Source organism: Labrys sp. Lb11 (assembly GCF_057554225.1).
On sequence record NZ_BAAJOT010000003.1, the window covers coordinates 929,596 to 945,625 of the forward strand.

The following is a 16,030-nucleotide window of genomic DNA, read 5'->3' on the forward strand; positions in this document are numbered from 1 at the left end:
GCCGGGCCATCCAGCCATATCTGAATTGTTGATACGGAACAGTCCTATTTCCGATTTTACAATAGGGCCGACACCTGCAACTCTGTCGCGATCGGCCTTTGCAACCGGGGGAGAGCGGCGCGATGGTGCTGATCAACTGCGACATGGGCGAGAGCTTCGGCATCTGGCGGATGGGCGACGATGCCGGCATCATGCCGTCCATCCACATCGCCAACGTCGCCTGCGGCTTCCACGGCTCCGACTTCAACCACATGCGCGCCACCGTGCGGCTGGCCAGGCGGCACGGCGTCAAGGTCGGCGCCCATCCCTCCCTGCCCGACCTGCAGGGCTTCGGCCGGCGCGAGATGAAGATCGGCCGCGAGGAGCTCGCCAACTGCCTGATCTACCAGATCGGCGCGCTCAAGGGCTTCCTCGACGCCGAGGGCATGAGCCTCAACCACATCAAGCCGCACGGCTCGCTCTACGGCATGGCGGCGCGCCAGCCCGACATCGCCCACGCCGTCTGCGACGCCGCCGACGTGTTCAAGGTGCCGATCCTCGGCATGGTCGGCACGCTGCACGCCACCGTCTATCCCGAGCGCGGCCACGGCTTCATCCCGGAATTCTACGCCGACCTCGATTATGCCGACGACGGCGCGCTGATCATCACCCGCGAGCACCCGCCGGTCGATGCCGAGGCCGCGGCGCAGCGCTGCGTGCGCGCGGTGCGCGAGGGGCTGGTGCGCTCGGTCGGCGGGCGCGACATCAGCGTCGGCTCCGACACGATCTGCGTCCATTCCGACACGCCCGGCGCCGACGAGCTGGCGCGGGTGCTGCGCGACAGGCTGGTCGCCGAAGGCATCGTGCCGGCCGCGGCGCACTGAGCAGCATTCCGATCCGCCAGGAGAGAACCATGGCCGTCAAGACTATCCAGGCCCCCCTTCCCGGGACCTTCTACCGCTCCTCGGGCCCCGGGCAGCCGGTCTTCAAGACCGAGGGCGACGCGGTCGCGGTCGGCGACACGGTCGGGCTGATCGAGGTGATGAAGACCTTCACCCCGGTCGTCGCCGAGGAGGCCGGCCGGCTCGCCGCCTTCCATGTCGACAACGAGGACGCCGTCATGGCCGGCCAGCCGCTCTACGACCTCGAGGACTGACCGCCCGATGGCCATCCGCAGGATCTTCGTCGCCAACCGCGGGGAGATCGCGGTGCGGATCATCCGCGCCGCCCGCGAGCTCGGCATCGCCACGGTGCAGGCGGTCAGCGCCGCCGACCGCGACATGCTCGCCGCCCGCCTCGCCGACGCAGTGGCGCCGGTCGGCCCCGCCCATGCCGCCAAGTCCTACCTGAACAAGGACGCCATGCTGCAGGCCGCCCTCGACAGCGGCTGCGACGCGGTACATCCGGGCTACGGCTTCCTGTCGGAGAATGCCGACTTCGCCGAGATGGTCGAGCGCGCCGGCCTCGTCTTCATCGGACCGAGGCCCGAGACCATCCGCGCCATGGGCGACAAGGCGACGGCGCGCAGCATGGCGGCGCGGGCCGGCGTGCCGACCGTGCCCGGCAGCGAGGGGCGGGTCGAGGGCCTGGAGGAAGCCCGGCGCGTCGCCGAGGGCATCGGCTATCCCGTCATGATCAAGGCCTCGGCCGGCGGCGGCGGCCGAGGCATCCGCGTCGCGGCGACGCCGGAGGACCTCGACACCCTGATCCCGCAGGCCAGCACCGAGGCCCGGGCCGCCTTCGGCGACGGCGGCCTCTATCTCGAGCGCTTCGTCGCCCGCGCCCGCCATGTCGAGGTCCAGATCCTCGGCGACGGCGAACGGGCGATCCACGCCTATGAGCGCGAATGCTCGCTGCAGCGCCGCCGCCAGAAGGTGTGGGAGGAGGCGCCCGCCGCCTGCCTGGCGCCGGCGGTGCGCGAGGCGCTCTGCGCCTCGGCCGTGCGCCTGGCCGCCTCGGTCGGCTATCGCGGCGCCGGCACGCTTGAATATCTCTACGACGAGGCCGGCGGCGAGTTCTTCTTCATCGAGATGAACACCCGCATCCAGGTCGAGCATCCCGTGACCGAGATGATCACCGGCATCGACCTCGTCCGCGAGATGATCCGGGTGGCGTCCGGCGAAAGGCTGTCGATCACCCAGGACCAGGTGCGCCTGTCCGGCCATGCCGTCGAGGTGCGCATCAACGCCGAGGATCCGGCCCGCGGCTTCATGCCCGCCCCGGGCACGGTGACGGCGCTCGCCGTGCCGGGCGGCATGGGCGTGCGCTTCGACACCATGCTCTATCCCGGCTACGTCGTGCCGCCCTTCTACGATTCCCTGCTCGGCAAGCTGGTCGTCTGGGACGTCTCCCGCGAGGCGGCGATCGCCCGGCTGGCGCGCGCGCTCGGCGAGCTCGCCGTCGAGGGCGTGCCGACCACGGCGCCCCTGCACAAGGCGCTCGCCGCCGACCCGCAGGTGCGGGCCGGCGCCGTGCACACGCGCTGGCTGGAAGGCTGGCTCGAGGCCCATCCGCCGGCGCCGGCCGGCGCCCCGCCCACCGCCTGAAGGAGAGGTCCATGACGATGCGCTATTCGTTCGGCGGCGATGAGCACATCTTCGTCGAGGTCGACGAGGAGATGTCGCTGGAGGCCTTCTTCAAGAGCCTGTCGATCACCAATGCGGTGCGCGAGGCCCGCATCCGCGGCGTCACCGAGATCTGCCCGGCCAATGCCTCGTTCCAGATCAGGTTCGATCCCGACCGGATCGCGCCCGACGACCTGATGCGCGAGCTCAAGGACCTGAAGGGCGCGGCGAACGGCGCCGGCGGCGAGCTCAAGACCCGGATCATCGAGATCCCCGTCTTCTACGGCGATCCCTGGACGCACGAGACGCTGATGCGCTTTCGCGAGCGCCACCAGGACCCGACCGGCACCGACCTCGACTATGCCGCCCGCGTCAACGGCCATGCCGACGTCGACAGCTTCATCGCCGCCCATGCCGGCTCGCCCTGGTTCGTCTCGATGGTCGGCTTCGTCGCCGGCCTGCCCTTCATGTACCAGATGGTCGAGCGCGCCCGGCAGATCGAGGTGCCGAAATATCTGCGCCCGCGCACCGACACGCCCAGACTGACCGTCGGCCATGGCGGCTGCTTCGGCTGCATCTATTCCGTGCGCGGCGCCGGCGGCTACCAGATGTTCGGCATCACGCCGATGCCGATCTACGATCCGCGCCAGGAGATCAGCTATCTCCGCGAGTTCATGATCTTCTTCAAGCCCGGCGACATCGTGAAGTTCAAGCCGGTGGACCGCGACGCGTATGACGCCGCCGTCGAGGCCGTCGACAAGGGCCGCTTCGATCCCTTGATCCGCAAGGTCGACTTCTCGCTGGCGGCCTTCCAGGCCGACCCCGCCGCCACCAATGCCGGGCTTCTGGAGGTGCTTCATGGCTGAGCTCGCCATCGTCAAACCCGGCCTCTCCACCACGGTGCAGGATCTCGGCCGGCCGGGCTACTACCACCTCGGCATCCCGCTCTCGGGCGCGATGGACCGCTACGCCCTGGTTGCGGCCAACCGTCTCGTCGGCAACGACGAGGGCGACGCCGCCCTGGAGGTGGTGTTCATGGGCCCGGAGATCCGCTTCGAGGCCGATGCCCTGGTGGCGGTGGCCGGCGGCGAGCTGCCGCCCAAGGTCGACGGCGAGGAGCACCCGACCTGGACGGCCTTCACCGTCAGGGCCGGCCAGACCCTGTCCTTCGGCTTCCTCAAGGCCGGCGCCCGCGCCTATGTCGCCGTCGCCGGCGGCATCGACGTGCCGGTCGTCCTCGGCTCGCGCTCCACCTACGCCCTCGGCGGCCTCGGCGGGCACGAGGGCCGGGCGCTCAAGGCCGGCGACGTGCTCAAGGCCGGCACCGCCCGGCCCTCCTCCGCCCGAGACGGCCGCGCCGTTCCGCCCGAGCTCAGGCGCGGCCCGCCCGCCGGCTCGGAGACGGTGCTGCGCGTGCTGCCCGGCCTCTACTGGCACCGGCTGACCGGGGAAGCGGGCGAGCGCTTCTTCGAGGACCACTGGAAGGTGGCACCGGAGGCCGACCGCATCGGCTACCGTTTCCGCGGCGGCCGGCCGCTGGAGTTCGTGCCGCGCCGGCAGCCCTTCGGCGCCGGCTCCGACCCCTCCAACATCGTCGACAGCTGCTATCCCTACGGCTCGGTGCAGGTGCCCGGCGGCACCGAGCCGATCGTGCTGCATCGCGACGCCGTGTCCGGCGGCGGCTATTTCATGATCGGCACGGTGATCTCAGCCGACATGGACCTGATCGGCCAGTTGCAGCCGCACCAGAAGGCCCGTTTCGCCCCGGTCGACATGGCCGGCGCCCTGGCCGCGCGCCGGGAGCGCGACCAGGCGCTCGCGACGCTGGCGGCCGCCCTGGCCTGACGCGAATTCGGGCAGGCGCGGGCACCGGTCGCGCTCTCGAACAAGGATCCGCGCTCTCGGCGACAAGAGCGCGGCGGATGGACGACGTCTACTGGAGGACAACTCCCTCGCAGCCTGGACCGGCACCGGCACAGGGGTGTTCCCGGCGGCGAGGCGTCAAAGCGGGAGAGCACCATGTGCGTTGCATGCGCCGTCGACGAAGCGACCCGGCAGAAGATCATCGCCTACAGCGCCGCCTTCCACGAGGTGACCAGGAGCCCCTACGGGCGCGACGACGAGATCGGCATGCTCAATCTCATCGACGCCCGTTCGCGCTCGGCGATCCTGAGCCGCGCCGACGCCTCCAGGGTGTTCGATCTCTCCGTCGACCATTTCGTCGGCATGCCCGGCTGGTTCGGGGCCGGCGACCAGCCTTACCAGATCTGGATGACGCATACGCCCGGAGGCGAGGTTGTCGCCAACACCATGGGTGCAACGCTGGAGGCCAACCAGCTGGTCGGCTATTCCGGCGACAGCATCTCGATGTACACCCATTGCGGCACGCACATCGATACGTTCAACCACTTCGGCTATTACGGCAAGATTTTCAACGAGTTCAACACGGCCGAGCACCTGGGCAGCCGGGCCTGGACCAAGTGCGGCCCGGAAAAACATCCGCCGGTGTTCGCGCGCGGCGTGCTGCTGGACGTCGCCGCCCTGCACGGCGTGCCGGTGCTGCCGCCGAGCCATGCCGTCGGCGAGGACGACCTCGAGGCCTGCCTGAAGCGCCAGGGCCTCAAGCTCGAACCCGGCGACGTCGTGCTGATCCGCACCGGCCAGATGACGCTCTGGCCCGACATGGCCTTCGTCGCCAACACGCCGGGGCTCAACCGCCAGGGCGCTGAATTCCTCGCCAAGGCCGGCGCCGTCATGATCGGCGCCGACAATCTCACGCTGGAACAGACGCCCTCGGCCGAACCGGTGAACTTCTTCCCCGTGCACACCTACCTGCTGGCCGAGGCGGGCATCCCCATCCTGGAAATGGCCAACCTGGAAGAGCTGGCCGGGGAAGGCGTGCACGAGTTTGCATTCTTCGGCGCCTGCATCAAACTGCGCGGGGCGACCGGCGCGCCGATGCGTCCGGTGGCGATGCCGCTGCAATAGCCGTCTTCGCCCAAACGCAACATCCAGTGCGCTGGGCGACAAGCGCCGGGGGCGGGCGGAGGGTTGAATGACTGCAAAGGCGGGGGAAGGGCGCGCAGTCGCCTGCCCTGCCGACGGAACGGGATGGCCGGCGAAGGCGCCGCGGGGACGGGAACCCCGCGCGGCGCGCCTTCTTCGCCGGGCCGGCGAAACGGGAGATTGCGAATGCGCGTCACCTATTCGACCGTGCGGGCCGCGCCGGCGGCGCGCAAGCGCTTCTGGGACCAGGCGGTCTCGCAGACCTATTTTCCGCTGGAACTGGTTTTCCGCAATGCGCCCGGCTTCTCCGGCGAACTGGACGTGTGGACCCTCGGCGGCCTGTCGATCTCGCGCAACGTCTCGGACGGGCTGGTCTATCGCCGCCATGAGCGCCACCTCCTGCATGAGCGCGAGGAGAGCTACCTGATCACCGTTCCCGAGCGCTCCGAACTCAGCTTCTCCCAGGACGGCAGGGAAGTGCGTTGCCGGCCGGGCTCCTTCCTGGTCGAGCGCAGCCACCTGCCCTACGAGTTCAGCCATGCCGAGCCCAACGCCCTGTGGGTGCTGAAGGTGCCGAGCGCGGTGCTGCGCTCGCGCGTCGGCCAGCCCGAGCGCCTTTCCACCCTCAGCTTCGATTCCACCCGCGGCGTCGGCGCCCTGTTCGTCGACCTGATCCGCCTCACCGCGCCGCGCCTCGACGAGATGGACGACGTGGCGCGCGACGTCGCCGGCAAGCACCTGGTCGACCTGCTGGCCCTGTCGATCGAGGCCGACGAGCGCGTGCTCGGCGGCGGCGCCTCCTCGGTGCAGGCCGCGCATCTGCGCCGGGCCGAGCGCTTCATCCGCAGCCATCTCGGCCACGGCGAATTGTCGCCGCAGATGATCGCGGAGGGTTGCGGCGTCTCGGTGCGCTATCTGCACCAGCTCTTCGCCACCCAGGACACCACGGTCTGCGGCTGGATCCGGTCCCACCGCCTGCTGATGTGCGACGAGGCGCTGCGCGACCCCGCCAGCCGCAAGTCGATCTCCGAGATCGCCTATCAATGGGGCTTCGGCGACCAGGCCCAGTTCAGCCGCCATTATCGCAGCCATTTCGGCCGCACGCCGAGCGACGCGCGCGAGGCCGCCCGCGCCGAGGCGCCGCTGCCGCAGCCGCGCCGACGAGCCTGAGCCGGCGGCCTCCGCCGGCACATCTTCCCAACGAACGAGGAACACCCGGTTTCCGGGCGAGGCGGAGCCTTGCCCGCGGGCCGGCGTCCAGGACAGGAGAGCCTCCTTGCAAAATCTGCGCGTGGCCGTCGACGTCGGCGGCACCTTCACCGACATCTGCATCATGGACGAGGCCACCGGCCTCATCCGCATCGAGAAGACCGCCTCCTCCGCCGACCCGATCGACGGCATCATGGCCGGCGTCGACAAGGCGGCGATCGACCTCGGCAAGGTGGCGCTGTTCTCGCACGGCACGACGGTGGCGACCAACGCGCTGATCACCCGCCGCCTGCCGCGCACCGCCATGGTCTGCACCCAGGGCTTCCGCGACGTGATCGAGATCCGCCGCGCCAACAAGGAGGACCTCTGGGACACCTACAAGGACGTGGTGCGCCCCTACGTGCCGCGGCGCGACCGGCTGGTCGTGCCCGAGCGAGTCGACGCCCAGGGCGAGGTGATCCAGCCGCTGGACGAGGCGGCAGCGCGCGAGGTCGCCCGCATCCTCCGGCGCCGCCAGGTCGCCGCCGTCGCCGTCTGCTTCATGAACGCCTATGTCAACGGCGCCAACGAGCGGCGGATGAAGGCGATCCTGGAGGAGGAGCTGCCGGGCGTGCCGATCTCGACCTCCTCCGGCGTGCTGCCGGAGATCTTCGAGCATGAGCGCTTCTCCACCACGGTGGTCAACGCCGCCCTGAGCCCGGTGGTGGTCGACTACACCAGCCGCCTCGGCGAGCGGCTGAAAGCGGAAGGCTATACCCGCGACCTCCTGCTGCTGCACACCGGCGGCGGCGTGATGACGCCGAACTCGGTCAAGGACTTCGCCGCCCGCCTCGCCGGCTCCGGCATCGCCGCCGGCGCCATCGCCAGCCGGCACATCGCCATGCTCTGCGGCTTCAGGAACTCCATCGGCCTCGACATGGGCGGCACCTCCACCGACGTGTCGCTGGCCTATGAGGGCCAGTCGCGCGTCACCAAGGACTGGCACATCGAGTTCGGCTACCCCATCCGCTTCTCCTCCATCGAGGTGCTGACCATCGGCGCCGGCGGCGGCTCGCTCGCCTGGACGGACGAGGCCGGCTCGCTGCGCAACGGCCCGCAATCGGCCGGCGCCAATCCGGGCCCGGCCTGCTACGGCAACGGCAACCGCCAGCCGACCAACACCGACGCCAACGTGGTGCTGGGCCGGCTCGGCACCAGCCTGGCCGGCGGCAAGATCATGCTCGACCCGGCCCTGGCGGCGGCGGCCGTCGACGAGGGCGTGGCCCGGCCCTTCGGCCTCACCCGCGAGGCGGCGGCGGACGCGATCATCCGCGTCGCCAACGCCAACATGTCGGACGCGGTGCGGCTGATCTCGATCAGCCGCGGCTACGACCCGCGCGACTTCGCCCTGGTCGCCTTCGGCGGGGCCGGCGCCCTGCACGGCGCCGCGGTGGCGCGCGACCTCTCCATCCCGGTGGTGATCGTGCCGCCCAATCCGGGCGTCACCTCGGCGCTCGGCTGCCTGCTCGTCGACGTGCAGCACGACTTCTCCGAAAGCTACCTCGCCGGCGCCGCCGACGCCGACCCGACCGCGATCGAGGCCGAGTTCGGCCGGCTGGAGGGCGAGGCGCTGGAGCGCCTGGCGCATGAGGGCGTGGCGCCGGCCGACATCGTGCTGCAGCGCTCGATCGACATGATGTACCAGGGCCAGTGGCGCTCGCTCGCCGTCGCCGCGCCGAGCCCGATCCGCACCATGGCCGAGCTGATCGAGGCGTTCCACCGCCAGCACGAACGCGAATACAATTTCCGCCGCGACGAGGCGCCGGTCGGCCTGTTCCGGCTCAACCTCAAGGCGACCGGCGTGGTGCCCAAGGCCGAGCTGGCCGTGCACGAGCCCACCGGCGTCACGCCGCAGCCGGCCGGCCGCCGGCCGGTCTGGTTCGACGGCGAGGCCCGCGACACGCCGGTCTACGAGCGCTCGGACCTGCCGGCGGGCTTCCGCATCGCCGGGCCGGCCGTGGTCGAGCAGGTCGATTCCACCGTGCTGATCCCGCCGGGCACCACGGCCGAAGTCGACAAGTACCTCAACATCCTGATCCGCGTGAAGGACTGACCGCGATGGCCGCCAAGCCCACCCTCGACCCCGTCACCTTCGAGGTGCTGAAGAACTCCTTCATCACCAGCGTCGACCAGATGGCCGAGCAGATCCTGCGGACCTGCTACTCCTTCGTCATCTACAACCGCGACTTCTCCAGCGCCCTGCACGATGCCGAGGGCAACGCCGCGGCGCAGGGCAACCAGGACATCGCCGTCCATGTCGGCACGCTGCACTTCACCTGCAAGGACGTGATGCGCGCCTTCGAGGGCGACATGCATCCCGGCGACGTCTACGCCATCAACGACCCCTATGCCGGCGGCACCCATTTCTCCGACGTGCGCCTGATCCGGCCGGTCTTCTCGCAAGGCAGGATCATCGCCTTCAGCCAGTCGAACGGCCACTGGTCGGACGTCGGCGGTAGCGTGCCCGGCTCCTTCGACGTCTCGGCCCGCGACATGTTCCGCGAAGGCCTGCGCATCACGCCGGTGCGCCTGTTCGACAAGGGCCGCTTCTGCAAGGACGTGGCCGGGCTCATCGCCGCCAACACCCGCGACCCCGCCTCGATCATCGGCGACATCCATGCCCAGGCCCAGGCCACGCAGGTGTGCGAGCGCGAGATCCTGCGCCTCGTCGACAAGTACGGCCACGACACCGTGGCGACCGGCCTGTCGGAAGTCCAGGACTATGTCGAGCGCGCCGTGCGCCAGCGCATCGCCGCCCTGCCGGACGGGGAGTGGGAGACCCAGGACTTCATCGACCGCGACCCCGCCGGCTCGGAGGGGCTGATCCCGATCAAGGTCAAGCTGACCATCAAGGGCGACCGGGCGATCTACGACTTCACCGGCAGCCACCCGACCATCGCCTCGATCTACAACTCCGCCTTCGGCGCCACCTTCTCGGCCGTCGCCGCCGGCATGAAGACCTTCTTCCCCGACCTGCCGCTCAACAGCGGCTTCTACCGCGTCTTCGAGATCGTCGCGCCGGAAGGCAGCATCGTCGATGCCAAGTGGCCGGTCGCCGTCACCGGCTTCCTGATGCCGTTCGAGAAGATCATGAACGCCATCTACGAGATGTGGTCGAAGATCATGCCGGAGCGGGCCATCGCCTGCGCCTTCAACCTCGAATATCTCCTGACCGGCGGCCTCGACGGGCGGCGGGCGGAGAAGCCGATCTTCATGTTCTACGACTGGCTGCCCGGCGGCTGGGGCGGGCGCAACGGCAAGGACGGCTGCAACGTCACCACCGCCTGCTTCGGCACCGGGCTGATGGCCCAGCCGGTCGAGGGCCAGGAGCGGGCCAACCCGATCCTGACCACCGAGTTCGAGATCCTGACGGACTCGGCCGGGCCGGGCAAATGGCGCGGCGGCGCCGGCGTGCGCAAGACCTCGCGCATGCTGGAAGCGGACAAGACCGTGATCTCTTACATCTGCGACCGCGAGCGCGCCGTGGTCTGGGGCATCGAGGGCGGCCTGCCGTCCATGCCGCACGGCCTCAGCCTGACGCGGGCCGACACCGGCCGGGAGGAATGGCTCGGATCGATCTTCTCCGACGTGGCGATCGGCCCCGGCGACCTGTTCAGCCGGCCCACGGCCGGCGGGGGCGGCTTCGGCGACCCGCTGGAGCGAGACCCGGCCCTGGTGCTGCAGGACGTCATCGACGACTATGTCTCGCTCGAGCGCGCCGCCAGGGACTACGGCGTGGTGATCCGCGCCGTCGATCCCGAGATCTGCGACTACGCCGTCGACGAGGCGGCGACGCGGGCCGAGCGCGCCGCGATCCGCGGCCAGCGCGCCGCCTGGCTCGCCACCGACCCGGAGGAGGCCGCGGCCGCCTACCGGGCCGGGAAGATCGACAAGCTCGACCTGGTGCGCCGCTACGCCGTGGTGCTCGACTGGGACACCGGCGCCCTCCTGCCGAAATCCACCGCCCAGTTCCGCGAGATGTTCCACAAGCGCACGGCCGCCCGATGGGCGGAGGACGCCGCCCGATGACGCCCGCCCGGTCCGGACTCGCGGCGCGGACGCCGGCACGAGCCGAGCGCCTGCCCCGCGCCGGGCCGGGCGCGGCGGTCGCCCGCCGGCACGCCATCCGCGCGGCCTCGACGGCCGGGCCGGATCCCGAAATCGCGGGCATGGCGCGGGATGGCCATGGTCGAAGGCGAGATTGTGGGCAGGAACCTGCCCAACATTGCCGCAGCCGGAGCATTGACTCCGGAGGACATTCTCCTAATCTGTCCACAGTCTGCAGTTTGAACATTCTGCCATCGGCCCAGAGGTCGCCACGCGGCCGGGCCATCCCCGAACCTGCAGGAAGCATGCGGTTCATGGTCTTTTCACCGGAAGAAGGCGCGGCGCAGCGGCTGATCGAGACGCTCAGTCTCACCGACCAGATGCGCAACCTGCTCCTGGAGGCTCTGACATCGGGCCGCCTGCGGCCGGGCGACCGCATCAACGAGGCCGAGCTCGCGCGCAGCCTCGGCATCAGCCGCAACCCGATCCGCGAGGCCATCTCCGGGCTGGCGCAACGCGGCTTCCTGGTCGCCTCGCCCCGGCGCGGCCATTTCATGCCGCTCTACACGCCGCAGGACGTCAACGACGTCTTCTCCTTCCGCATCTGCGTGGAATCCTTCGCCATCCGCCAGGCCCTGCCGCAGATGACCGACGCGGACCATGCCGAGCTGCGCCGCATCGTCGATCGCATGATCGCCGCCGCGCAGGCCCGGCGCCTGACGGAGCTGCGCCAGGCGGATCTGGCGCTGCACCGGCGCATCTGCGAATTGTCGCGCAACCGCCAGACCCTGCGCGCCCATGAGGGCATCGACACCGAGGTGCAGATGCTGGTCGCCTCGGTCGATCTCGACCATGAATCGCCGCTGGATTCGGCCCTGGCCCATGTGCCGATCGTCGAGACCCTCGCCACGGGCGACATCGACCGCTCCGTCGCCGTCATGGAGGACCACCTCAGGACCACCTGGGCCCATGTCCTCCGGATCTACGAGGAGGCCGGCCTCGCCGAAGCCGCCCAGCCCGCCCGCAGGGCCGGCCGGGCGGCAAGGAGCGCCGGCTGATGCGCGGCCCCCGTTCCATCTCCAACCAGAACAACAACAAGCCTTCATCGCCATCACGAGGATCGAACCCATGAAGTTCGCTCAGAACCGGATGTATATCGAGAGCTACAACAAGTGCCCGAATTGCGGGATTCTTCTCTATGAGAAGCCCGCCAATTCCGGCGCCGGCACGGTCGTGTCCGCCGGCAAGACCTATTGCTCCGACTGGTGCGTGAAATGGGAAGCGGACCGCAACCGCCGGCGCCAGGCGGAGGCCTCGGCCTGACCATGCCCTGAGCCGGCCGGCTGCGGCCGCGCCTGCCTCGTGCCCCGAGAACGACACGCCGCGCGCCCGATCGCCGCGGCGGACGATGTGCCATGCCCGCCAGCGGTCGGGCGGTTCGATCACGTCCATCACGCAGGCCGCGACCGCGCGCCTGCCGCTTCCACCGGGAGGGGACCTTGAAAGCGAGATATTGGATCGGAGCATTGCTGGGCGGCGCCATCGCCGTCGCGCCGGCCGGCAGGGCCGCCGCCGAGGACGGCATCACCATCGGGATGGCCCTGGCCTATTCCGGCTGGATGGAGGCCTATGACGGCGAGGGAGCGAAGATGGCCGAGCTCTGGGTCGAGCAGACCAACGCCAAGGGCGGCCTGCTCGGCAAGCCGATCAAGGTCATCACCGCAGACACCAAGACCGACCGGGTCGAGGGTGCCAAGGTCGGCAAGCAATTGATCGACCAGGGCGCCGGCCTGCTGCTGGTCTCGGCCGACTACGACTACGGCGCGCCGGCCGCGCTGCAGGCCCAGAAGGCCGGCGTGATCTCCGCCTTCATCGGCGCTTCCGACCCCAAGGCGGGCGTCCTCGGCGTCGGTCCGCTCTCCTTCACGGCCAACAATGCCGGCCAGCTCGAAGGCGCCGTCATGGGCGACTGGGGGTATGAGAAGAAGGGCTTCCGCAAGGGCTACATGCTGATCGACGAGACGATCGAGTACAACAAGTCGGTCTGCGCCGGCTATGAGTGGATCGTCCCGCTCAAGGGCGGCACCATCGTCGGCAAGGACACCTTCAAGGGCCTCGACCCGACCATCAGCTCGCAGATCACCCGCCTCAGCGACGCCATCCGCACCGGCGGCGTCGACAGCATCATGCTGTGCTCGACCAATCCCGGCGCCGCATCCTCCGTGCGCCAGCTGCGCGCCGCCGGCATCACCCTGCCGATCATGAGCGCCACGGCGATGGACGGCACCTACTGGCTGAACTCGACGCCGGGCCTCAAGGACTTCTACCTGCCGGTGCAGGCCCTCACTGTCGACGATCCGCGGCCTGCCGTGAACGAGCTCACCGCCGCCTACGCCAAGAAATACGGCAAGCCGCCGACCACCCAGTACGCCTACCCGATCTATGCCTTCCTGGAGCTGTGGGCCAGGGCCGTGACCGCGACCGGCACGGCCGAGGGAGCCAAGGTCGTCGCCGAGCTGAACAAGAGCGACAACGCTCCCACCATCCTCGGCCCGCGCACCTTCACCCCCAAGCTGCACGTCCAGACCACCGAACCGATGATCGTCGTCTCCTATGGCGACGACAAGCGCGTGCCTGTCGAGGAGTGGCGCATCAAGGATACCATCCCCGACGCCGTCCTCTATCGCCTGAAGAAGTGAGCCTCCCGACCCGGCCGGCCGAACCATCGGCCGGCCCCAACCCCGGACCGGCGCGATGACCCAGCCTGCAGCCGCCTCCCAAGCCCGCACCGCCGCCGACGCGCTTGCCGTCGACCGGCTCTGCGTGCGCTTCCAGGGACTCGCCGCCATCTCCGAGGTGAGCCTCGCCGTGCGCCGCCGCGAGGTGTTCGGCCTGATCGGCCCGAACGGCGCCGGCAAGACCACCCTGGTCAACTGCATGACCGGGTTCCAGCGCCCGACCGAGGGCCGCGTGCTGCTCGGCGGCCGCGACACCGCCGGCTGGCCGGCGGCACGCTTTCGCGAGCAGGGCATCGCCCGCACCTTCCAGGCCGGCCGCCTGTTCAAGGACATGACCGTGGCCGAGAATGTCGAGGTCACCGCCGCGGGGCTCGGTCTCGGCCTGCGCGCCGCGCGCGGCGAGGCCCGGTCGATGCTCGCCTGGATCGGCCTCGCCGACAAGGCGGCCTGGCACGCCGGCGCCCTCGCCTACACCGACCAGCGCCGCCTCGGCATCGCCCGGGCGCTGGTGCTCTCCCCGGCCTTCGTGCTGCTCGACGAGCCGGCGGCCGGCATGTCCGACGCCGAATGCGAGGATCTCATGGTCCTGGTCGCCTCGATCCCCGAAACCTTCGACTGCGGCGTGCTGCTGATCGAGCACAACATGCGGGTGGTGATGGGCATCAGCCAGCGCATCCACGTGCTCGACGGCGGCCGCACCATCGCCGAGGACACGCCCGGCGAGATCCAGCGCCACCAGGCCGTGCTCTCGGCCTATCTCGGCATGGAGGCATGATGGGCACGCTGCTCGAGGTCGACGGCATCCATGTGCGCTACGGCGATCTCGCCGCCCTGCGCGGCGTCTCCCTGCAGGTGGCGGAGGGCGAGGTCGTCTGCATCATCGGCCCGAACGGCGCCGGCAAGTCCACCACCCTTGCCGCCATCGCCGGCGGCGTGGCCCCCCATGCCGGCGACATCCGCCTGGAGGGCAGCAGCATCCTTGGCCGCCGGCCGGAGCAGATCGCCCGGCTCGGGCTGTCGCTGGTGCCGGAGGGACGCCACATCTTCGGCACCCTGACGGTGGAGGAGAACCTGGGCATCGGCGCCGCCATGCATGGCGACCGGGCCGGCGCCAGGGCCGACATGGACAGGCTGCTGACGCTGCTGCCGCGCCTCGCCGAGCGGCGCCGCTATCCGGCCGGACGGCTCTCCGGCGGCGAGCAGCAGATGCTGGCGGTGGCGCGCGCGGTGATGACGCGCCCGCGCCTCCTGATGGTCGACGAGCCTTCTCTCGGCCTGGCGCCGCTGATCATCGACCAGATCTACCAGATCCTGCTCGACCTGCGCCGCAGCGTGAAGCTGACGCTGCTGATCAACGAGCAGAGCTCCAACCGCATCCTCAAGCATGCCGACCGCATCTATGTGCTGCGCGGCGGCCGGGTGCAGCTGGAAGGACGAGCCGCCGACCTCCGGGACGGCGAGGCCATCGGGCACGCCTATTTCGGCTTCGGCGACAGCCACTCCCCCCGCACGGAGGCGCCGGCATGATCCCGTTCCTGCAGAACCTCATCGACGCCGTCGCCCTCGGCAGCATCTATGCCCTGGTGGCGCTCGGCATCGGCCTCCTGTTCGGCATCCTGCGCCTGATCAACTTCGCCCATGGCGACTTCATCACCATCGGCGCCTATGCCCTGATCGTGCCCTCGGCCGACGTCACGGCCAGGTTGCTGATCGGCGGCTGGACCTGGCCGGCGATGATCCCGGCGATCTGCCTGATCGTCGTCGTCGCCGCCCTGCTCACCGACGCGCTGGTGTTCCGGCCGCTGAGGCGCGCCTCCTCGCCGACGCTGATGATCGCCTCCTTCGCGGTGAGCTACATCATCCAGAACGGCGTGCTGATGGCCTACGGCTCGCGCCCCAAGGCGGTGGATCTGTGGAGCGGCGCCAACAGCCAGGTGATGATCGGCGACCTGCGCGTGCCGATGCTGCAGCTCATCACCCTCGTGGCGACGCTGGTCCTGATGACGGCGGTGTCGCTGTTCCTGCGCTGGACGAAATACGGCGTGCAGATGCGCGCCGCGGCGGAGGATTTCCGCATGGCGCAATATCTCGGCGTGCGCGGCGACGTGGTGATCGGCATCGCCTTCGCCATCAGCGGCATCCTCGCCGCCGCGGTGTCGCTGCTCTACACCACCCAGTCCGGCTCGCTCAGCCACACCATGGGCGTGCCGCTCGCCCTCTTCGCGTTCGTGGCCGTGGTGGTCGGCGGCATGGGCAGCCTGGCCGGGGCCGTGGCCGGCGGCTTCACCATCGGCATCGTCGTCACCATGCTGCAGGCCTATCTGCCGCCGGATCTGCGCGCCTTCCGCGACGCCTTCGCCTTCGCCTTCGTCATCCTGGTGCTGCTGGTCAGGCCCGCCGGCCTGATACCGGCGCGCAGCACCTTCGAGCGCGTCTGAGGGAAGAGCC

General features: G+C 70.1%; 15 protein-coding genes. All 15 read left to right on the plus strand.

What is annotated here, in order from left to right:
* Positions 1 to 122: 122 nt before the first annotated feature.
* The 15 genes from AC27L4_RS14140 to AC27L4_RS14210 all read left to right on the plus strand — a co-directional run bounded on the left by AC27L4_RS14140 (position 123) and on the right by AC27L4_RS14210 (position 16,020).
* Positions 123 to 863, plus strand: coding sequence for a LamB/YcsF family protein (locus AC27L4_RS14140; protein ID WP_487142839.1), 741 nt, complete (start codon positions 123 to 125; stop codon positions 861 to 863).
* Positions 864 to 892: 29 nt separating this feature from the next.
* The gene (locus AC27L4_RS14145) at positions 893 to 1,135 is read left to right on the plus strand and encodes an acetyl-CoA carboxylase (RefSeq protein ID WP_487142840.1); all 243 of its coding nucleotides are present in this window, start codon (positions 893 to 895) and stop codon (positions 1,133 to 1,135) included.
* 7 nt (positions 1,136 to 1,142) lie between these two features.
* Entirely contained in the window at positions 1,143 to 2,525 is a 1,383-nt protein-coding gene (locus AC27L4_RS14150) for an acetyl-CoA carboxylase biotin carboxylase subunit (RefSeq protein ID WP_487142841.1), read from the plus strand.
* 11 nt (positions 2,526 to 2,536) lie between these two features.
* Positions 2,537 to 3,409 carry a 5-oxoprolinase subunit B family protein gene (locus AC27L4_RS14155; RefSeq protein ID WP_487142842.1) on the plus strand — a complete coding sequence of 291 codons (873 nt, stop codon included), beginning with the start codon at positions 2,537 to 2,539 and terminating at the stop codon, positions 3,407 to 3,409.
* Positions 3,402 to 4,388 carry a 5-oxoprolinase subunit C family protein gene (locus tag AC27L4_RS14160; protein ID WP_487142843.1) on the plus strand — a complete coding sequence of 329 codons (987 nt, stop codon included), beginning with the start codon at positions 3,402 to 3,404 and terminating at the stop codon, positions 4,386 to 4,388. Before AC27L4_RS14155 ends, AC27L4_RS14160 begins: the two co-directional genes overlap by 8 nt.
* A 174-nt stretch (positions 4,389 to 4,562) precedes the next feature.
* Entirely contained in the window at positions 4,563 to 5,531 is a 969-nt protein-coding gene (locus tag AC27L4_RS14165) for a cyclase family protein (protein ID WP_487142844.1), read from the plus strand.
* Between the two features lie 204 nt (positions 5,532 to 5,735).
* Positions 5,736 to 6,719, plus strand: coding sequence for an AraC-like ligand-binding domain-containing protein (locus tag AC27L4_RS14170; RefSeq protein WP_487142845.1), 984 nt, complete (start codon positions 5,736 to 5,738; stop codon positions 6,717 to 6,719).
* Positions 6,720 to 6,825: 106 nt separating this feature from the next.
* Positions 6,826 to 8,850 (plus strand): hydantoinase/oxoprolinase family protein, encoded by a 2,025-nt coding sequence (locus AC27L4_RS14175; RefSeq protein WP_487142846.1) that lies wholly within the window; start codon positions 6,826 to 6,828, stop codon positions 8,848 to 8,850.
* Between the two features lie 5 nt (positions 8,851 to 8,855).
* Positions 8,856 to 10,826: a hydantoinase B/oxoprolinase family protein gene (locus AC27L4_RS14180; RefSeq protein WP_487142847.1), complete on the plus strand. Its 1,971-nt coding sequence runs from the start codon at positions 8,856 to 8,858 to the stop codon at positions 10,824 to 10,826.
* 332 nt (positions 10,827 to 11,158) lie between these two features.
* Positions 11,159 to 11,902: a GntR family transcriptional regulator gene (locus AC27L4_RS14185; protein WP_487142848.1), complete on the plus strand. Its 744-nt coding sequence runs from the start codon at positions 11,159 to 11,161 to the stop codon at positions 11,900 to 11,902.
* A 70-nt stretch (positions 11,903 to 11,972) separates the two neighbouring features.
* On the plus strand, positions 11,973 to 12,167 hold the full coding sequence (locus AC27L4_RS14190; protein WP_487142849.1) for a hypothetical protein: 195 nt from the start codon (positions 11,973 to 11,975) through the stop codon (positions 12,165 to 12,167).
* Positions 12,168 to 12,343: 176 nt separating this feature from the next.
* Positions 12,344 to 13,543, plus strand: coding sequence for an ABC transporter substrate-binding protein (locus AC27L4_RS14195; RefSeq protein ID WP_487142850.1), 1,200 nt, complete (start codon positions 12,344 to 12,346; stop codon positions 13,541 to 13,543).
* Positions 13,544 to 13,598: 55 nt separating this feature from the next.
* Positions 13,599 to 14,357 (plus strand): ABC transporter ATP-binding protein, encoded by a 759-nt coding sequence (locus tag AC27L4_RS14200; RefSeq protein ID WP_487142851.1) that lies wholly within the window; start codon positions 13,599 to 13,601, stop codon positions 14,355 to 14,357.
* Positions 14,357 to 15,109: an ABC transporter ATP-binding protein gene (locus tag AC27L4_RS14205; RefSeq protein ID WP_487142852.1), complete on the plus strand. Its 753-nt coding sequence runs from the start codon at positions 14,357 to 14,359 to the stop codon at positions 15,107 to 15,109. The genes AC27L4_RS14200 and AC27L4_RS14205 overlap by 1 nt, the downstream gene beginning before the upstream one ends.
* Positions 15,106 to 16,020, plus strand: coding sequence for a branched-chain amino acid ABC transporter permease (locus AC27L4_RS14210; RefSeq protein ID WP_487142853.1), 915 nt, complete (start codon positions 15,106 to 15,108; stop codon positions 16,018 to 16,020). Before AC27L4_RS14205 ends, AC27L4_RS14210 begins: the two co-directional genes overlap by 4 nt.
* Positions 16,021 to 16,030: the final 10 nt, after the last annotated feature.